The following is a 17,729-nucleotide window of genomic DNA, read 5'->3' on the forward strand; positions in this document are numbered from 1 at the left end:
TGCCCCTCAGGGCTTTAATATGCGCGACTTATGCAGAATCTTAAGCTTCCGATAACAATTAGTCCATCTCGTAGTGCACAGCGCAGGCTTGTGTGTGAAGGTGTGTTTAAATTATCGGACATGACTAGACTGTTGGCTACCTGTGAAGAACGTAGCGAGCATGTTCAAGTTAATGTTAAGTTTGATGTGGATGAACGTGGTTTGACAGTAATGTCTGGCAGCGCATCGGCATTAGTTGCATTAACTTGTCAGCGGTGTAATGAACTTTTTGACCATAAACTAGAAGTAGAGTTTACTTTCAGTCCAGCAAAAAATGCAGAAGCAGCTGAAAAAATTCCGTCATATTATGACGTAGTAGAATTAAATGAAGATGGTGAAGTAAACTTGCGAGAGCTAGTGGAAGAAGAGTTTATACTCATGATTCCATTAATTCCACGGCATGACATCGAAGACTGCTCAGCTGATGCTGATAGTGTTTGGGGTGAATTGCCAGAAGAGCTTGAGAAACCGAATCCATTTGATGCATTAAAACAACTTAAATAGTTAACGTGTATTTAGCAATTTAACTAATAACCGATTTAGGAGTAACTCATGGCAGTTCAAAAAAGCAAAAAGTCTCGTTCAAGACGTGGCATGCGCCGTTCACATGATGCTGTAACAGCAGAACATTTATCAGTAGATCCAGTTTCAGGTGAAACGCATCGTCGTCACCATGTAACAGCTGATGGCTTTTACAAAGGCGTTAAAGTAATCGCTAGTTAAGCGTTATTACTTTAAACCACCTATTTAAAGCTAATATATTTACGCTTGAATAGTATCAATAAACTAACCTTAGCGTTAGATGTTATGGGGGGCGATCAAGGCCCCCTTATAACGATCCCCTCTGCAATAATGGCAATAAAGTTTCTGCCGAATTTGCACCTTATTCTTTGTGGTGATGAAAACATCATTACAACAGAACTTGCTCGCTTAAATATCAGTCAACAATATTTAGCCCAACATAAACAGTTATCTATTTTTCCTACTACAGAAATTGTAGAAATGGATGAAAAGCCTGCTTTTGCCTTAAGAACAAAAAAGAATTCTTCTATGCGTAAAGCACTAGACTTAGTGCATGAAGGTAAAGCACAAGCATGTGTTAGCGCTGGGAATACGGGTGCCTTATTTTCTATGGCGCATTTTGTATTAAAAACAATTGTCGGTGTTGAGCGGCCAGCATTAATTTCTTCTTTGCCTACCCATGATAATGATAAGCATGTTTTTATGTTGGACTTAGGCGCGAATGTTTTTTGTGATTCACACGTATTGTATCAGTTTGGTGTCATGGGCTCTGTGATGGCTGCACAAGTGGATGGAATCGAGAACCCTCGTATCGCGTTACTAAATATGGGGGCGGAAGCAATTAAGGGAAGTGATCATATAAAGCAGGCTGCGCTTGAGTTGTCTGCCAATGATGATATTAATTACATAGGTTTTATTGAAGGCTCTGATATTTTCTCTAACAAAGCTGACGTTATTGTCTGTGATGGTTTTGTTGGAAATGTTGCGCTTAAAACCTGTGAAGGGGTAGCACGTTTAGTTTATAAAAAATCTGAAGTACTTTTTAGCCAAAACTTTTTAGCTAAGTTAATGGCGGCTGTTTTTAAACCTAGCTTAAAAAAGCTATTTAAATCGGTGAACCCTGACCAGTATAATGGTGCAAGTTTGATAGGATTACGCGGTATAGTTGTTAAAAGTCATGGAAACGCCAATGCAAATGCTTTTTATTCTGCCATTATGGAAGCAGTTAAAGAGGTAGAACGACAAGTACCAACAAAAATAAAAAACTCATTAGAACAAGAGTTATCACCTCTGTAAAATTCACTTATAAATAATTAAAATAGAGTAAATAATATGCAAAATTTATCTTCTCAAAATAAGTTAGCCTTTATATTTCCCGGTCAAGGTTCTCAAGCAGTTGCTATGCTTAGTGACTTTGCACAAAACGATATTGTTCAGCAAGCATTTAAAGAAGCATCAGACGCATTGGGTTATGACTTATGGCAGTTGGTTTCCCAGGGGCCAGTAGAGCAACTTAATCAAACTAATTTTACTCAGCCTGCACTGTTAACCGCCAGTGTTGCTTTATGGCGTGTTTGGCAAGCTGAGTCTGATGTAATGCCTAATGTTTTTGCAGGGCATAGTTTAGGTGAATATTCAGCGTTAGTTTGTGCTGGTGTATTCTCATTAACCCAAGGGGTTAAATTAGTGGAGAAACGCGGTGAGTATATGCAAGCTTGTGTTCCTGCTGGTGTTGGTGCAATGGCAGCTGTTATAGGCTTAGATGATCAAGCGATTATTGAAGCTTGTGCTGAATCTCAAATGGATGATGTGGTGGCAGCGGTTAATTTTAATTCACCCGGGCAAGTGGTTATTGCGGGTCATAAAGAAGCTGTTGAGCGCGCTGGTGTTCGTTGTAAAGAAGCTGGCGCTAAACGTGTATTACCGTTACCTGTTAGTGTGCCGTCCCATTGTGCTTTAATGACTGATGCCGCTCAAAAATTAGCAGGAGATCTTGAACAAATAACATTTAACACACCAACTGTTAATGTTGTTAACAATGTTGACGTAAGTATTGAAACGAGTAGTGAAGCTATTAAAACTGCTTTAATTAAGCAATTATATAGTCCTGTTCGCTGGAGTGAAACGATCACTGCCCTAGACGAGCAAGGGATAACGCAAATGGTTGAAGTGGGCCCTGGCAAAGTATTACAAGGTTTAGTGAAGCGTATTAATAAAACTATCACGTGTGTTTCATTCAATTCAACAGACACATTAGCTAAAGCAAAAGATCTTACGCAAGCAAGCGAGTTATAAGTTTATACCCATTACCATTCAAAGTGCACTCTGAAATATGCATCTTGATTGGTAACGGGTATATTTAATAATTAAGAATAAATAGGAAATAATATGTTTTCATTAACGGGAAAAGTTGCATTAGTTACTGGTGCAAGTCGTGGAATTGGTAAAGCGATTGCGACACAATTACAAGCATTAGGTGCTACGGTTATAGGTACTGCTACTTCTGAGCACGGCGCAGATAGAATCTCAGAGTATTTAGGCACTGGTGATTCACAAGGGTTGGGTTTAGTCTTAAATGTGACAAGTGACGATTCTATTGCAGCAATGTTTGCTGCGATCAAGGATTCTTACGGCGCTATTGATATTTTAGTCAACAATGCCGGTATTACTCGTGATAATTTATTTATGCGTATGAAAGACGATGAGTGGCAAGATATTCTTGATACCAACTTAACGTCTGTTTTTAAGGTTAGTAAAGCAGCTATTCGTCCTATGATGAAAAAACGTAATGGTCGAATTATTAACATTGGCTCTGTTGTTGGTTCAATGGGTAATGCGGGTCAAGTTAACTACGCAACAGCAAAAGCGGGCTTATTAGGTTTTACCAAATCATTAGCGCGCGAAATTGCCTCTCGAGGCATAACTGTTAATACTATTGCGCCTGGTTTTATTGATACTGATATGACTCAAACATTAACAGATGAGCAAAAAGAAGGCATTTTCTCACAAGTACCCGCTAATCGTTTAGGTAAACCAGAAGAAATTGCCAGTACAGTTGCCTTTTTAGCATCAGATGCAGCAGCTTATATTACTGGAGAAACAATTCATGTTAACGGTGGCATGTATATGGTGTAAGCCCTAATTTTAAAGGGTTTGTGTTTTTTTCTTTATGAAAATCATCACGTCAACAGGTAAGACCACGAAAAAAAATAAAACTATAGGCTTGCATGGCAAGCTGTTGACGAATACACTACACACAATTTGAAAAAATGCACTTACAGTAAGTAAAGGAAAAATAATGAGTACTATCGAAGAACGCGTAAAAAAAATCACTATTGAACAATTAGGTGTTAGTGAAGCAGAAGTTAAAATTAATTCATCATTTGTTGATGACTTAGGTGCTGATTCATTAGATACAGTAGAATTAGTAATGGCGTTAGAAGAAGAATTTGATACTGAAATTCCTGACGAAGAAGCTGAAAAAATCACTACAGTTCAAGCTGCAGTTGACTACGTTACTGCTAACCAGTAATTGTTGTTCGCGTTTAAAAACGCGTATGAATAAAATCAAAAAGCGGTATACTTACTAATTAAGTAACCGCTTTTTTTGTATCTCCTATTTGATTTTTAAAGGTATAAAACGATGAGACGAGTTGTAGTTACCGGCCTTGGTATGCTTAGCCCATTAGGCAATACACCAGAGACAACTTGGGAAAATTTGCTGCTAGGTAAAAGTGGTATCAGTAATATTGATCATTTTGATGCATCAGAGTTCACCACTAAGTTTGCCGGTTTGGTTAAAAACTTCAACGCACAAGACTATATGGAAAGAAAAGAAGCCAAGAAAATGGATCTTTTTATTCAATACGGTGTTGCTGCAGGTGTACAAGCAATTAAAGATTCAGGCATAGAAGTTACTGATGAAAATGCTCCTCGTATTGGTGTTGCAGTTGGTTCGGGTATTGGCGGCTTAGGCTTAATTGAACAAAATCACGAAAAGATGTTAAAAGCATCTAGCCCCCGTAAATTATCGCCATTTTTTGTTCCTTCAACCATTATTAATATGATTTCTGGTCATTTATCTATTATGTTTGGCTTGCAAGGGCCTAATATTGCTATTACTACCGCTTGTACTAGTGGTGTGCATAATATTGGTCATGCTGCACGTATGATCGCTTACGGTGATGCTGACGTTATGGTAGCAGGTGGCGCAGAAAAAGCCTCAACCACTTTAGGTATGGGCGGCTTTGGTGCTGCCAGAGCTTTATCAAGACGAAATGATGACCCAGAAGCCGCTTCTCGCCCTTGGGACAAAGACCGAGATGGTTTTGTACTTGGTGATGGTGCCGGTGTAGTCGTTGTTGAAGAATATGAACATGCAAAAGCGAGAGGCGCAAAAATTTACGCCGAGTTAATCGGTTTTGGTATGAGTGGTGATGCGTATCATATGACATCACCTCCAGCAGATGGTGCCGGTGCAGCGCGCGCTATGGTTAATGCATTAAATGATGCAAAAATTGATGTCAGTAAAGTTGGTTACATCAATGCTCACGGAACATCGACACCTGCGGGTGATATTGCTGAAACAAATGCAGTAAAATCTGTTTTTGGAAATGATGCCTATAAAGTGCTGATGGGATCAACAAAATCAATGACAGGGCATTTGTTAGGCGCTGCAGGTGCTATTGAAAGTATTTTTAGTATTCAAGCGTTGATGCATGACGCTGTGCCACCAACGATTAACTTAGATAACCCTGATGAAGGGTGTGATTTAGATTATATTGCCGGTACTGCTCGTGATGTGAAGCTAGATTATGTACTATGTAATTCATTTGGTTTTGGTGGTACTAATGGCTCACTGATCTTCAAAAAAGTTTAATTAGTCACTATTAAAAGCTTGAAATCAAGTGATTAATACCATTTGGATTAATTAAGGTTACAGAATTCAATGAGGATAAATTTTCAAGAACAAGGCGCTTGATTGAGCAATAGCTGGCTATTGGGATTGAAAGCAACGAAGTTATTGGATATTTAGGCCATTTGAAAATGATCACTTAGTTAGTGCAATTGGTATAAGCCTGAATACTTAGCATCTTTGCAAAAGTCTTCAGGCTTTTTATTTTATACTTGTTATTTAACCTCCAACATAGTGTTGAGATGAGAATAAATTTAATCGAATTGGTATTACATAGCGTATGAAATTTTGCTTGGTTAATGGCGTAGAACATAATCAAATCGATATTGAAAATCGTGGTCTAGCGTATGGCGATGGTTTATTTACTACCGCTAAAATCATTGATGGGAAAATTCAATACTTATCATCACATGTTCAACGTTTGCGTTTAGGTTGTAAACAGTTAGCTTTATTTGCACCAAACAAGGTTGAATTAACTGAGCAATTAAGCCAAGTGGCTAAGCAATATGATTTAGCGGTATTAAAAATCATTATTACTGCTAGTAGTGGCGGGAGAGGTTACGCTCGCTCTACTGATCCCAACAGTGATGTTATTATCATGGTGCATGATTACCCCAAACATTATGATGAACTTGCTATTGAAGGGATTACATTAGGGGATAGTAATCAGCATATTGGTATTAATCCTATGCTTAGCGGATTAAAACACTTAAACCGCCTTGAACAAGTGCTTTTACGTCAAGAACTCGTTAACACCAAGGAAGATGACTTAGTCGTCACAAATGTCAATAATGAAGTAATAGAAGCGACGAGTGCTAATTTATTCTTCTGGCTTAATGGGCGGCTTTGCACACCTGATATAACAAACAGTGGTGTTAATGGCATCATGCGACAAACTATTTTGCAAAAATACCCTGATACCTTAATTAAAACAGTAACATTAGCTGAGTTGGCAAGCTCTCCGGCTATGTTTATTTGTAATTGTGTGATGGGAGTCATGCCCGTTAAAAATTATAATGGTCAACATTTATCAATAATGTTATCTCAACGCGTACGTAACGCGGTAAATCAAAAAGCAATTAATGCATCATGATTAGTAATCTCAATAAAATAAGCTTGTTTAATAAAGCACTGATTAGTATATTTCTTGGTTGCTTAATCATTGTTACTATTTTCTTTGGTTTACTTGAAAAACAACTGAATAAAAAATTACCATTACAACATGCACAATTACTGACAATTAAAAAGGGCAGTTCTGTTGCCTCATTTGCAAAACTATTAGTGAATAAAGGCTGGTTAGCAAATCGGTTTTGGTTAAGAAGTTATGCCCGCTTAAACCCTGATAAAGTAAAGATAAAAGCAGGCACTTATCAGATAGTACCAGACATTACGTTAAGCGCTTTACTTGAACATGTTTCTACAGGAAAAGAATATCAATTTAGCGTGACGTTTATTGAAGGTTCAACTTTTAAGGAATGGTTAGGGGCATTACAACAACAGCCTAATTTATCTCATCGCTTATCAACACTAAGCGTTGAAGAAATAGCGAAACGGTTAACTATAGAACAAAGTAACCCTGAAGGTTGGTTTTTTCCAGAAACTTACGCGTTTACTCAAGGCACACCCGCTATTGATGTATTAAAACGTGCCCATTTAGCGATGCAACAAAAACTTGCAGAGTTATGGCAACAAAGAGCGAAAGGGTTACCCTATAAAAACTCATATGAAGCATTAATCATGGCGTCAATCATAGAGAAAGAAACGGGTTACTTAGCAGAGCAACCCTTAATAGCCTCTGTTTTTATTAACCGAATAGCGAAAAAAATGCGTTTGCAAACGGATCCAACGGTCATTTATGGTTTAGGGGAACGTTACCAAGGGGATATTACTCGCGCTCATTTACGAGAAAAAACGGCTTACAATACTTATAGAATAAATGGTTTACCACCTACGCCTATTGCTATGCCGGGAATATCTGCTATCGAAGCCGCGTTAAATCCAGCAATAAGTGAGTATTTCTATTTTGTTAGCCAAGGTGATGGTAAACATGTTTTTAGTAAAACACTCACTGAACATAATATTGCCGTGAGAAAGTTTTTGGCAAGACAAAGAAATAAAAAATAATTTTTTTATTCAATAAATTGGGATAACGAGAGATAATATGAAAAAAGGTTTTATGTTTGTCTTTGATGGTAGCAATGGTGCGGGGAAAACAACGGTTATTAAAGGCGTTGAAAAATACCTGACTTTAAAAGGGTTTGATGTTCTTTTAACAAGAGAGCCGGGTGGGACGCCTATAGGTGAAAAAATCAGAGAAGTAATTTTAGATCCCTCTACCCCTGAAATATGTCACATGACCGAGTTAATGTTATTTGGGGCAGGGCGCGCACAACATGTTCAAGAAAAAATCATCCCAGCTTTAGCACAAGGAAAAATTGTAATTTCAGACAGGTTTGATGCAGCAACTTTTAGCTTTCAACACTTCGCTAGAGGTATTGATTTAGAAACAATTGTTAAAATAAATAATTTAGCACTCGCAGGTTTTACCCCTGACATGAATATTATTTTAGATTTAGATCCCCGTGAAGGATTAAAAAGGGTTATCAGCCGAGGTGAAGGGCTTGACCGTTTAGAAGATGAAAAATCTGATTTCTTAGCAAAGGCTAGAGATGGTTATTTAAAACAAGCAGAGCAGAACCCTGAAAAATTTGAGATTATTAACGCTGCACAATCAAAAGAAGACGTTTTATCTGATGTAATTAACATTATTGATTCATTACTCGAAAGTCAATTGTCATAAAACAGGAAATTTAGACTTAACATGAAATCATGGTTATCCTCACATCAGCTGATACTCAGCGAACAATACAATAATGCTACCTTGCCTCATGCTATTTTAATTAGTGGTGTTTCTGGCTCAGGAAAACTTGAGTTAGCGCAATGGTTAGTACAGTTATTGAATTGTAAACAGCCAAGTCAATCAGTTGAAAGTAAAGAAGTGATTCTGCAAGCCTGTGGCCATTGTAAATCATGCTTATTGCTAAACAGTAATACCTTTCCCGATCACCTTAACCTTATTGCTCAAAAAAATAGTTTGGGTATTGATGATGTTCGTCATGCAAATAGCTTTTTACAAAAAACGGCGTATTTAGGGCAATTTAAAACAGTCTTAATTGAAAATGCTCAAACGATGACACAAGCGGCCATGAACGCCTTGCTTAAAACCTTGGAAGAGCCTAGTGATAATAGCATTATTATTTTATTAACAAATGATATCGAAATTTTACTACCAACCATCATTAGTCGTTGTCGTGTGCTAAATATCAGGCCCGCCGTAGGCAAAGATTTAATATTACAATTAAAAGAACAAGACAGGAAAAATGGCGAGGTTAGTGCTGAAGCTCACTCTTTATCATCAGATCCTTTTGTTAATTTAACTCAACTACCTGAGCTCACGGATGCAGCAATCAATGAAGCGTTTAAAGTCTTTAAAGAATGCTATATAGGTTACCTCTGTTATCAACAAGGCGAATCACAGTTATTACAATATTTGTTAAACAATGAACATGCACTGCGATGGTTAGAACAAATAACGGTCAATTTACACCGTGACTACTTCCTTGATAAGATTGACAATGAACACAAAAACACACTAAATGCAGAGCTGCTTAATAATCTCTATAAAGTTATCATTAATGGGTGTAAAGTAATAAAATCTTATACGCAGGCAAATAAACAGTTTGTATGCGAACAACTTATAATGGCAATAAGTGATGTGGTTGAGCAGAGTAAAGTTGAAGCAAATTGTAATGCTTCAGTTTAATAGCATCAGCGTTGTATTAGGTCCAGAGCAGGAGAGTAAGCTTGATCCCCATTAATATTGAATTTCAGTCTGAACATGATTTATATATATCATATATGCCTTTTTTAAAAGAAGGTGGTTTGTTTATTCGTACTGCTGAGCCCTATGAGCTAGGCTCGGAAGTTGAATTAAATGTTTTATTACCTGATTCTTTAGAGCCATCAATAATAAAAGGTGAAGTTTGTTGGGTAACTCCAACGGGCGCTCAAAATGGAACACCTGCGGGCATCGGTGTTAGTTTTATCTACGATCCTGATAAGATTCGCCATCAAATCGAACAAGCTATTGCGCGGCAATTAAGTTCATCTGACCCAACATTAACTATGTAATAGCATTAATTGAAAATGCTCTTATCTTTTTTACTTTGATTATTCGTAACTACTCACCTATCGTCACTCCCGAGATGTTTTAATCGGGAGTCTAATGTTTAAAACAGGCAGATTCCGGCTTCAGCTTTGTAGTTCCAGACCAAAGCTAGACCCTACGTCCTGTAGGCAAAGACACAACCGGAATGACGTGCACGCTGGGTATGGTGAATAATTACGATTATTCTTTTTCATTATTTTTAATTTACCTGTGGAGTTTTCTGTTGTTTATTGATTCTCATTGCCATTTAGATCGACTAAATTTGTCACTTTATAACAACGATTTAGCCAATGTAGTACAAGCGGCAAGTGATGCAAAAGTAGATAAACTTTTGTGTGTTAGTGTAACCTTGAAAGATTTTCCGGCTATGGTGGAGAAAACTAAAGGTTTTGATAATGTTTTACTGTCGTGTGGCATGCATCCTCTTAATCAAGAAGATGAAGTGAATCTCGATCAGCTAAGACTGTTGTCAGATAATCCATCAGTCATTGCCATTGGCGAAACAGGTTTGGATTATCATTATGCACCTGAAACAAAAGCCTTACAGTTAGACTCGTTTAAAAAGCATATAGTTGTTGCTAAAGAACTTAACAAACCCTTAATTATCCATACCCGAGATGCTCAAGAAGATACTTTAGCTATGTTGCGCTTGGAAGGTGCAGATGCAGTTGGTGGGATTTTGCACTGTTTTACTGAAACTTGGGAGATGGCAAAACAAGCGATTGATTTAGGTTTTTACATTTCTTTTTCTGGAATTGTTACCTTTAAAAATGCCAGTGCATTAAGAGAAGTTGCAAAACTTGTTCCTGATAACAGATTCCTTATTGAAACAGATGCGCCATATCTTGCGCCAGTGCCACATCGAGGTAAAGAAAACCAACCGGCTTATGTTGTTGAAGTTGCAAAACATTTAGCTAGCATTCGTGGTCAGTCTGTTGACACTATCGCTAATTTATCTACTGATAACTTTAATCGACTTTTCAATTTGTAAGTGTATTGCTGTAAATAAACAGTAAAAAAAAACCCAAACACTTAGTTTGGGTTTAAGGGAGGCTCAAGGGGAGAGCCGTACGCTATTTAACACATTCAATCACATTGCAAGCATCTTTTCTCTAACGATAGAAATAGAAACGTAACAGTATTAAGCACCATCTTGTTTCTTATAGTAACTAAGTCTAGTGCAAGTTTTCATAAATGCTAATTATTCTCGTTATATTTTTATTATATTTTTTTCGCTTCGATTAGCGCTATACTTTCATCAGCGAAACCAACACCAGCTTCACTGTAAAAGTTGAATACTTTATCAACTCCTAATTTTTCTAGCTGCGTTCGTTCATCATCATAACGTGCAATTGCCGCTATTTTACCCTTGTAGTGTGCGCTTCTTAGTTGTCCGGTAATATTCATGCTATCAATAACATTAGGCAATGCCAGTAATACAAGCTCTATCTTAGACATGTCCATTCGTTCCCAAAAGAAAGCATCTTCGGCATCACCACAATAGGCATCTACGCCTTGTTCACTTAACCAAGCGACTTTTTCAGCCTCTGCGTCTAATCCCCATGCAAGCTTATTACCATGCTCGCTTATCGCTCTATAAGCCCCCATGCCGACACGACCCATACCTATAATAATTATAGGAGACTGACTTGGCTGGCAGAAATAATCTTCAGCTAACGTTTCTTTGCGCTCAAAGCGGATAAAAAATCCTTTATGTTTAGCGAAAAAACTATGAGCAAAGCGGTACAGAACATTAGTTATGACGAAAGAAATAGCGACAGCAAGCGCTAAAATAACTAACCATTCATTACTTAACCAGCCATTAGCCACACTGATAGCCGCGACGATCAAACCAAATTCACTAAAATTACTCAATGCTAAGGCGCTTAAATAAGCGGTTCTACAGCGGATTTTTAACAAACTTAATAAAGCATAAAATAAAACAAATTTGAACGGTATGATCAATACCAATAAAACTGCTAGCCCTAACATTTGCAGCGTTGGAATGGCACTAAATCCAATCGATAAAAAGAAACCAATTAAAAATAAGTCTTTAAAGCTCATCAGTGATTTGTTTATTTCGGATGCTTTCGGATTAGAAGATAAAAACATGCCCATTAACAAGGCACCTAAATCACCTTTAATATTTACTAGTTCAAATAACTCATAGCTGCCAAGTGCGATAAAAAATCCCATCAGAGGAATTAACTCACCATGGCCTACATGCTCAATAATCTTGTTAATTAGTGGTTTAACAAAAAATAAGGTAAGTAAAGCAAACGCCCAAACTGACGGTGTTTTACCGGTAGCAAAAACTAAAAATGCCACGGCAACTATATCTTGAATGACGAGTATACCCACCGCTATCTTGCCATGACGGGTTCGCATTTCGCCATTTTCTTCTAGCAATTTTATGACACATACTGTGCTACTAAAGCTTAAAGCAAAGGCAATAAGTGTTGCTGTTATCAAATCTAGCTCAGTGAAATAACTAATAGCGAATATGGCAAACAGTTTGGTAATAGCAACCGTAATAACTAGCCAAGTAACTGTATGTAATGAACTGGTTAACCATATTTCGTTTTTAAATAAGCTTTTTACATTTAATTTCAAGCCAATGGTGAATAACATCAAGGTTATACCTAAATTACTCAGCGTAACTAAGCTGTCATCCGCTTGATAACCTAAAAAGTTTAAGGCAAATCCTGCAATTAAAAATCCGATAGAAGGAGGGAGATTAATAGTTTTGGCACCAAGGCCACAGATAAAAGCGAAAAAAATCCAAGTAAATTCCATAATAGTGTTAACTTTCCTCTAACTAAAAAATATTGGTTATTTATTTAACGGTGATGTTACCAACAAATCTAGTTGTTGTTTCATAAAAGCCACGATAAGTGGTTGTGCTTTAATGTTAGGATGGATACCGTCTGTTTGCATCAACTCAGGCTTTATTGCAATAGACTCCATAAAAAAGGGTAATAAGCTAATATTGCTTATGTTCGCTACTTTAGTAAAAGTCTGATTAAAAAGCTTATTATAACGCGTGCCATAGTTAGGGGGTATTTTAATATCCATTAAGAATACCTTGATATTTTTTTGCTGAGCTAATTGAATTATTTGTAACAAGTTGTTTTTGATAAGTGTAGGAGGATAGCCTCTTAAGCCGTCATTTCCGCCTAATTCTACTAATAAATAATCGATATTTTGTTTAGCTAAAATTCTCGGCAAGCGTGTTAAACCGCTGGCTGTCGTCTCACCGCTGATACTAGCATTAATTAAGGTGTAAGATGCTTTTTGCTGTTGTAAGGCTTCATTGAGTTGGTATACCCAACCTTGATTTTCTTTCATGCCAAAGCTTGCACTTAGGCTATCACCTAGTATTAAAATAGAACTAGGTTCACTGTTATGATTGTCACTCGCTTGGCTTGAATAAGTAAAAAACAACCCAATGCTAGTTATAACCAGTATCGATAAACGAAAGAACGACTTTTTTATCATGAAATTAAATTCCGAAATTATTCTTAAAACACAATCGCTTGCAAAATACGTTATGCTTGAAGATAAGCAGTTATCTTTATTACAAGACATAAATTTAGCGGTGTCTACAGGAGAAACTATTGCCATAGTTGGCTCATCTGGCTCAGGTAAAACTACTTTGTTATCACTCTTAGCAGGTTTAGATTTACCCTCTACGGGTGAAGTCTATCTGAAAAACAAATCATTGCACCAATTAAATGAAGAGCAGCGTAGTCAAGTTAGAGCAGATCATGTTGGTTTTATTTTTCAGCAGTTTCTTTTAATCAGTAGTTTAACCGCCCTAGAAAATGTAATGCTACCCGCAGAGCTTGCCAATGATGAAAACGCTAAACAACAAGCAATAGACTTATTGGCGCAAGTAGGCTTGAGTGAACGTGCTAATCATTTTCCTGCACAACTCTCAGGCGGAGAACAACAAAGAGTCGCCATTGCTCGCGCCTTTATCACTAAGCCCGATGTTTTATTTGCTGATGAACCCACCGGTAATTTAGATAAGCAAACCTCAACCCATATTGCGGATTTATTATTTGATTTGAATAAGCAGTTTGGCACAACCTTAGTGCTAGTTACCCATGATTTAACATTAGCTCAGCGCTGCCAACGCAGTGTTGAAATGCAAGGTGGTCGATTAATCAATGATCAAAACTTGTGTGATACTAATACGGAACAGTTAAGTGGCAATACGAAAACAATTCAAGCAGAAGTAGTATGAATTGTTTTATGGCTAATTGGGCAAAACAGTCAATACGGTTATTAAAACATGAACTAAAACGAGGAGAGCTAACTATCATAGTGTTAGCCATTGTTCTTGGTGTTGCCAGTGTATTTTCGTTAGCAGGATTCTCAGGAAAAATTAAGCAAGCACTTCTCAATGAAAGTACCAGTTTTATTGCCGCTGATCGTGTTTTACAGACAAGTAGAAAAATAGACTTTCAAAATATAACAACTGAACCAATAGCGTTATCGCGCGATCAGATAACTCAAAAAAGCCAACAACTTAATATTAAGCAAGCCCAACAAGTATTGATGTCATCTATGGTATTTGCAGGTGATGTTATGGGGTTAGTTGAAATTCAAGCAGTCTCAAATTATTACCCGTTAAGAGGGGAGCTGCTGGTCAATTATTCAACTAATACAAATGAGTTAGCAGCGGTAAACGCACCAGATTTAGGCACAGTGTTTATTGAAGAAAAAATATTATCACTACTTGAAGTAACCATTGGAGATGTTATTGATATTGGTGATAGTCGCTTTGTTATTAAAGCGATAGCCAAACAAATTCCTGATGCTTCTTTTAGTGTTTTTACTTCTGGTGCTAAGGTGATTATTAATATTGCCGATCTTGAGAAAACCCAGCTAGTTCAACCGGGCAGCAGGCTTACTTACAAGTATTTATTTTCTGGCGATGTTGATGCGATTAAAGCGTTAAGTGTATGGCTTAAACCAAAACTTAATGATAGTCAGCGTTGGTATGATATTCAATCAAAGCAATCACCCTTGGCTAATGCGCTAAATAAAGCTGAAAAATATCTATCTCTTGCAAGTTTGTTAGGGATTATTTTAGCAGCAGTAGCCGTTTCAGTTGCCAGCAGACGCTACGCTCAACGCCATCAAAGCAGTGTTGGTGTATATAAAGCAATGGGAGCCTCGTTTAGCCATATTAGAAAGTTGTATTATTTACATTGGTCATTATTGAGTGTTGTTAGCATAGCGCTTGGCTTACTTGTTGGTTATGTCCTTGCACAGCTGGGGCTTTATGCGATACAAGATTATTTACCGGTACAATTAACCTTGGACTCAGTAAGTGAAACTGGCTTTTCAGGCTTAATCTCATTAGGTTTTTATCCATTAATTATTGCTGTTTTTACCGGTTTACTTTGTGCATTCGCATTTGCCATAACCCCGTTAAAAGAATTGATAGCCACCTCTCCTTTAGTGGTAATTAGAGGGGCAAGTTTAACACCAAGTCATCAAATGTTTAGGATGCGTGTTGGTAAATTTTTGATTCCATTATTAGCACTGCTCTTATTATTATTTGTTTTTAGTAATGACTTGATGTTAAGTGTTAGCTTATTAATTGGCGGTATTCTCGTGTCGGCTTTATTATTATTATTTGGCCGTTTATTGATGAAGCTTACACGTAATATTGGTACTAAAGCAGGCGCATCTTGGCATTTAGCATTGGCCAATTTACAACGTAGGGCACAAGCGAATAGTGTGCAGCTGGTTAGTTTTACTATCGCGATAAAGTTACTATTGATGATCATCGTTATCAGAAGTGCTTTATTGAGCGAATGGCAAGCGCAATTGCCTGAACAAACACCAAACTTGTTTTTAGTTAATATTGCCCAGAACCAAGTTGATAACGTAGAACAGTTTATTGATCAGCAAGGTATTACGGCAAGTGATATTTATGCCGTTATTCGTGGTAGGTTAAGCGCTATTAACAGCGATAAAATTGCTAAGCAAGTTTCTAAAGAACAAACTGATGGCAGTGACAATGGTCGTCAAGGTGTAGGAAGAGAGTTGAACTTAACTTGGCGAGAACACTTACCGAAAGAAAATAGTGTCGTGCAAGGTAAATGGTGGCAAAATGATTTAACAGATGCTAATAAACCACAAGTATCAATTGAACAAACGCTGGCTAAGCGTTTAGATATAAAATTAGGCGACAGTTTAACCTTTCAACTAGGTAGTGAAGTCATTACGGTCCCTGTGACCAGTATTCGAGAAGTTAATTGGCAATCAATGCAGCCAAATTTCTATATGATTTTTAACCCACAAGTATTGGCTGATTATCCAGCTAGTTATATTTCATCTTTATATGTTTCTGTCGATAAAAAAGATCAGTTACAAAAGTTTCTTAGCGCTTACCCAACGATTAGTGTTATTGATGTTGATGCCATGATTGCACAATTGCGCAAGGTAATAGATCAAGTATCTAAAGCGGTTGAGTTTATTTTAGTACTGGTAGTTTTTGCTGGTTGTTTAGTGTTAGTTGCACAAGTACAGGCGAGTATGGAGGAACGCGAACGAGAAATCGCCATATTAAGAACTATTGGTGCTAAAGGCTCTTTATTGCGTAATAGTATTTTATTAGAATTCGTTGCGTTAGGTGCTATTGCGGGCTTTATGGCTAGTGTTGCAATGGAGTTGACGGTTTACTTGCTTCAAAGTCATTTATTTAAGATGCAAACGAGTTTTCATTTTGAGTATTGGTTATTAGGTATTGTTGCGGGGGCAAGTTTTGTTGGTATAGTGGGGTTACTTAGTTGTTGGCGCCTCCTAAATATGTCGAGTGTTACCTTAATTCGCCGTACTATGTAATAGTGCGTAATGTAGTGTAAAACGGTTGTACCTGTTGTGTTTTATACGGGAATCTTGGAAAATTAACTCTTACTTAATTCTGGACTCATTATTTATGGGCGTTTCTGCTAAAACAACAAGTATGGTCAAAGTTTTTGTGACTACCGCAGCAATTTTTATTATTTTAGCCGGTATCAAAACTGCAGCAAATTTACTCGTTCCATTTTTATTGTCTTTATTTATCGCTATTATATGTAATCCACTTGTAGCTAAAGCGAGTGAGTTTAAAATTCCCAAAGCTATTTCTGTTATTTTAGTTATTGGTATTTTTGTCACAATAGCATTATCTTTAGCGGGTTTAGTGGGAAATTCGTTAAATGAACTGTCTCAATTAATTCCGCAATATCGCCTACAATTACAAGAGCAATTTACTTGGATAACCGCTTTTTTATCTCGTTATAACATTCAAGTTTCTTCCGCTATTTTATTGGAATACTTTGATCCTGCAGTAGCCATGGGAATGGCAGCAAATATGCTTAGTGGCTTTGGTTCAGTGATGGCTAATTTATTTTTAATCATATTGACGGTAGTTTTTATGCTATTTGAGGCATCATCTTTTCCTTTAAAAATTCATTTTGCACTAGATGACCCTGAAATGCGTTTGAAACAAATTGAACGCTTTTTAGAGTCTGTTAATCACTATATTGCTATCAAAACTATGGTCAGTATTGCTACCGGTATTGTAGTCTCGGTTATGTTATGGGCTTTTGGTTTAGATTTCTTTCTTTTGTGGGGCGTCTTTGCTTTTCTACTTAATTACATTCCTAACATTGGTTCTATTATTGCTGCGCTTCCTGCCGTGATATTAGCCGCACTGCAATTAGGTTTAGGGGAAGCGGGCTTTATTGGTTTAGGTTATGTTGCCATCAATATGGTAATGGGCAATATGATTGAACCCAGATACTTAGGCAAAGGCCTAGGCCTTTCAACGTTGGTAGTATTTTTATCCTTGATATTTTGGGGATGGTTGTTAGGTACCGTTGGTATGTTGTTAAGTGTACCTTTAACGATGATTTTAAAAATTGGTTTTGAAAACTCACCTGAGGGACGTTGGTTGGCGGTATTATTAAGTGATGAAGAAACTGTCGTGCAAGAAGCTGAACAAGTACAGTCAGCTTAATT

18 protein-coding genes are annotated in these 17,729 nt (G+C 37.2%); 16 read left to right on the forward strand and 2 right to left on the reverse strand.

The genetic code is table 11. The features are described from left to right. The first annotated feature begins 30 nt into the window (after positions 1 to 30). From yceD to DWA31_RS04670, 13 genes are all read left to right on the forward strand, one after another. Complete coding sequence (gene yceD, locus DWA31_RS04610) at positions 31 to 543, forward strand: 23S rRNA accumulation protein YceD (RefSeq protein WP_114325482.1); 513 nt, start codon at positions 31 to 33, stop codon at positions 541 to 543. A gap of 48 nt (positions 544 to 591) precedes the next feature. Further along, on the forward strand, positions 592 to 762 hold the full coding sequence (gene rpmF, locus DWA31_RS04615; RefSeq protein WP_114325483.1) for a 50S ribosomal protein L32: 171 nt from the start codon (positions 592 to 594) through the stop codon (positions 760 to 762). Positions 763 to 816: 54 nt separating this feature from the next. After that, positions 817 to 1,857 (forward strand): phosphate acyltransferase PlsX, encoded by a 1,041-nt coding sequence (gene plsX, locus DWA31_RS04620; protein WP_114325543.1) that lies wholly within the window; start codon positions 817 to 819, stop codon positions 1,855 to 1,857. Between the two features lie 36 nt (positions 1,858 to 1,893). Continuing rightward, positions 1,894 to 2,856 carry an ACP S-malonyltransferase gene (gene fabD, locus DWA31_RS04625; RefSeq protein ID WP_114325484.1) on the forward strand — a complete coding sequence of 321 codons (963 nt, stop codon included), beginning with the start codon at positions 1,894 to 1,896 and terminating at the stop codon, positions 2,854 to 2,856. A 93-nt stretch (positions 2,857 to 2,949) separates the two neighbouring features. After that, complete coding sequence (gene fabG / locus DWA31_RS04630) at positions 2,950 to 3,696, forward strand: 3-oxoacyl-ACP reductase FabG (protein WP_114325485.1); 747 nt, start codon at positions 2,950 to 2,952, stop codon at positions 3,694 to 3,696. 163 nt (positions 3,697 to 3,859) lie between these two features. Then, the gene (gene acpP / locus DWA31_RS04635; RefSeq protein WP_114325486.1) at positions 3,860 to 4,093 is read left to right on the forward strand and encodes an acyl carrier protein; all 234 of its coding nucleotides are present in this window, start codon (positions 3,860 to 3,862) and stop codon (positions 4,091 to 4,093) included. 111 nt (positions 4,094 to 4,204) lie between these two features. Beyond that, positions 4,205 to 5,440, forward strand: coding sequence for a beta-ketoacyl-ACP synthase II (gene fabF, locus DWA31_RS04640; protein ID WP_114325487.1), 1,236 nt, complete (start codon positions 4,205 to 4,207; stop codon positions 5,438 to 5,440). A gap of 316 nt (positions 5,441 to 5,756) precedes the next feature. Further along, the gene (pabC, locus tag DWA31_RS04645; RefSeq protein WP_114325488.1) at positions 5,757 to 6,569 is read left to right on the forward strand and encodes an aminodeoxychorismate lyase; all 813 of its coding nucleotides are present in this window, start codon (positions 5,757 to 5,759) and stop codon (positions 6,567 to 6,569) included. Continuing rightward, positions 6,566 to 7,600 (forward strand): endolytic transglycosylase MltG, encoded by a 1,035-nt coding sequence (gene mltG / locus DWA31_RS04650; protein ID WP_114325489.1) that lies wholly within the window; start codon positions 6,566 to 6,568, stop codon positions 7,598 to 7,600. The genes pabC and mltG overlap by 4 nt, the downstream gene beginning before the upstream one ends. Positions 7,601 to 7,637: 37 nt before the next feature. Beyond that, entirely contained in the window at positions 7,638 to 8,276 is a 639-nt protein-coding gene (tmk, locus tag DWA31_RS04655) for a dTMP kinase (RefSeq protein ID WP_114325490.1), read from the forward strand. Positions 8,277 to 8,297: 21 nt separating this feature from the next. Beyond that, positions 8,298 to 9,299, forward strand: a complete 1,002-nt coding sequence (locus DWA31_RS04660) for a DNA polymerase III subunit delta' (RefSeq protein WP_114325491.1) — start codon at positions 8,298 to 8,300, stop codon at positions 9,297 to 9,299. Between the two features lie 41 nt (positions 9,300 to 9,340). After that, positions 9,341 to 9,667: a PilZ domain-containing protein gene (locus tag DWA31_RS04665; RefSeq protein ID WP_114325492.1), complete on the forward strand. Its 327-nt coding sequence runs from the start codon at positions 9,341 to 9,343 to the stop codon at positions 9,665 to 9,667. A gap of 260 nt (positions 9,668 to 9,927) precedes the next feature. Then, entirely contained in the window at positions 9,928 to 10,695 is a 768-nt protein-coding gene (locus tag DWA31_RS04670) for a TatD family hydrolase (protein ID WP_114325544.1), read from the forward strand. Between the two features lie 230 nt (positions 10,696 to 10,925). On the opposite strand, the gene DWA31_RS04675 is transcribed toward DWA31_RS04670, so the two are convergent. Both DWA31_RS04675 and DWA31_RS04680 read right to left on the reverse strand, forming a co-directional pair. Further along, entirely contained in the window at positions 10,926 to 12,500 is a 1,575-nt protein-coding gene (locus tag DWA31_RS04675) for a cation:proton antiporter family protein (RefSeq protein WP_114325493.1), read from the reverse strand. A gap of 36 nt (positions 12,501 to 12,536) precedes the next feature. Then, positions 12,537 to 13,202: an arylesterase gene (locus DWA31_RS04680; protein WP_114325494.1), complete on the reverse strand. Its 666-nt coding sequence runs from the start codon at positions 13,200 to 13,202 to the stop codon at positions 12,537 to 12,539. Here DWA31_RS04680 and DWA31_RS04685 point away from each other — a divergent pair. The 3 genes from DWA31_RS04685 to DWA31_RS04695 all read left to right on the forward strand — a co-directional run bounded on the left by DWA31_RS04685 (position 13,201) and on the right by DWA31_RS04695 (position 17,727). After that, positions 13,201 to 13,953 (forward strand): ABC transporter ATP-binding protein, encoded by a 753-nt coding sequence (locus DWA31_RS04685; RefSeq protein ID WP_114325495.1) that lies wholly within the window; start codon positions 13,201 to 13,203, stop codon positions 13,951 to 13,953. The genes DWA31_RS04680 and DWA31_RS04685 overlap by 2 nt on opposite strands. Before the next feature lie 8 nt (positions 13,954 to 13,961). Then, positions 13,962 to 16,568, forward strand: coding sequence for an ABC transporter permease (locus DWA31_RS04690; protein WP_114325545.1), 2,607 nt, complete (start codon positions 13,962 to 13,964; stop codon positions 16,566 to 16,568). Positions 16,569 to 16,662: 94 nt separating this feature from the next. Continuing rightward, complete coding sequence (locus DWA31_RS04695) at positions 16,663 to 17,727, forward strand: AI-2E family transporter (protein ID WP_114325496.1); 1,065 nt, start codon at positions 16,663 to 16,665, stop codon at positions 17,725 to 17,727. Positions 17,728 to 17,729: the final 2 nt, after the last annotated feature.

Origin of the sequence: Candidatus Colwellia aromaticivorans, assembly GCF_003333305.1 — a bacterium.
Lineage (GTDB): Bacteria > Pseudomonadota > Gammaproteobacteria > Enterobacterales > Alteromonadaceae > Colwellia > Colwellia aromaticivorans.

What these genes read in the sequence shown, in the direction of transcription:
- yceD (WP_114325482.1), top strand. Translation starts at nt 31, where the DNA reads ATGCAGAATCTTAAGCTTCCGATAACAATTAGTCCATCTCGTAGTGCA.
- rpmF (WP_114325483.1), top strand. Translation starts at nt 592, where the DNA reads ATGGCAGTTCAAAAAAGCAAAAAGTCTCGTTCAAGACGTGGCATGCGC.
- fabD (WP_114325484.1), top strand. Translation starts at nt 1,894, where the DNA reads ATGCAAAATTTATCTTCTCAAAATAAGTTAGCCTTTATATTTCCCGGT.
- fabG (WP_114325485.1), top strand. Translation starts at nt 2,950, where the DNA reads ATGTTTTCATTAACGGGAAAAGTTGCATTAGTTACTGGTGCAAGTCGT.
- acpP (WP_114325486.1), top strand. Translation starts at nt 3,860, where the DNA reads ATGAGTACTATCGAAGAACGCGTAAAAAAAATCACTATTGAACAATTA.
- fabF (WP_114325487.1), top strand. Translation starts at nt 4,205, where the DNA reads ATGAGACGAGTTGTAGTTACCGGCCTTGGTATGCTTAGCCCATTAGGC.
- pabC (WP_114325488.1), top strand. Translation starts at nt 5,757, where the DNA reads ATGAAATTTTGCTTGGTTAATGGCGTAGAACATAATCAAATCGATATT.
- mltG (WP_114325489.1), top strand. Translation starts at nt 6,566, where the DNA reads ATGATTAGTAATCTCAATAAAATAAGCTTGTTTAATAAAGCACTGATT.
- tmk (WP_114325490.1), top strand. Translation starts at nt 7,638, where the DNA reads ATGAAAAAAGGTTTTATGTTTGTCTTTGATGGTAGCAATGGTGCGGGG.
- DWA31_RS04660 (WP_114325491.1), top strand. Translation starts at nt 8,298, where the DNA reads ATGAAATCATGGTTATCCTCACATCAGCTGATACTCAGCGAACAATAC.
- DWA31_RS04675 (WP_114325493.1), bottom strand. Translation starts at nt 12,500, where the DNA reads ATGGAATTTACTTGGATTTTTTTCGCTTTTATCTGTGGCCTTGGTGCC.
- DWA31_RS04685 (WP_114325495.1), top strand. Translation starts at nt 13,201, where the DNA reads ATGAAATTAAATTCCGAAATTATTCTTAAAACACAATCGCTTGCAAAA.
- DWA31_RS04680 (WP_114325494.1), bottom strand. Translation starts at nt 13,202, where the DNA reads ATGATAAAAAAGTCGTTCTTTCGTTTATCGATACTGGTTATAACTAGC.
- DWA31_RS04690 (WP_114325545.1), top strand. Translation starts at nt 13,962, where the DNA reads ATGGCTAATTGGGCAAAACAGTCAATACGGTTATTAAAACATGAACTA.
- DWA31_RS04695 (WP_114325496.1), top strand. Translation starts at nt 16,663, where the DNA reads ATGGGCGTTTCTGCTAAAACAACAAGTATGGTCAAAGTTTTTGTGACT.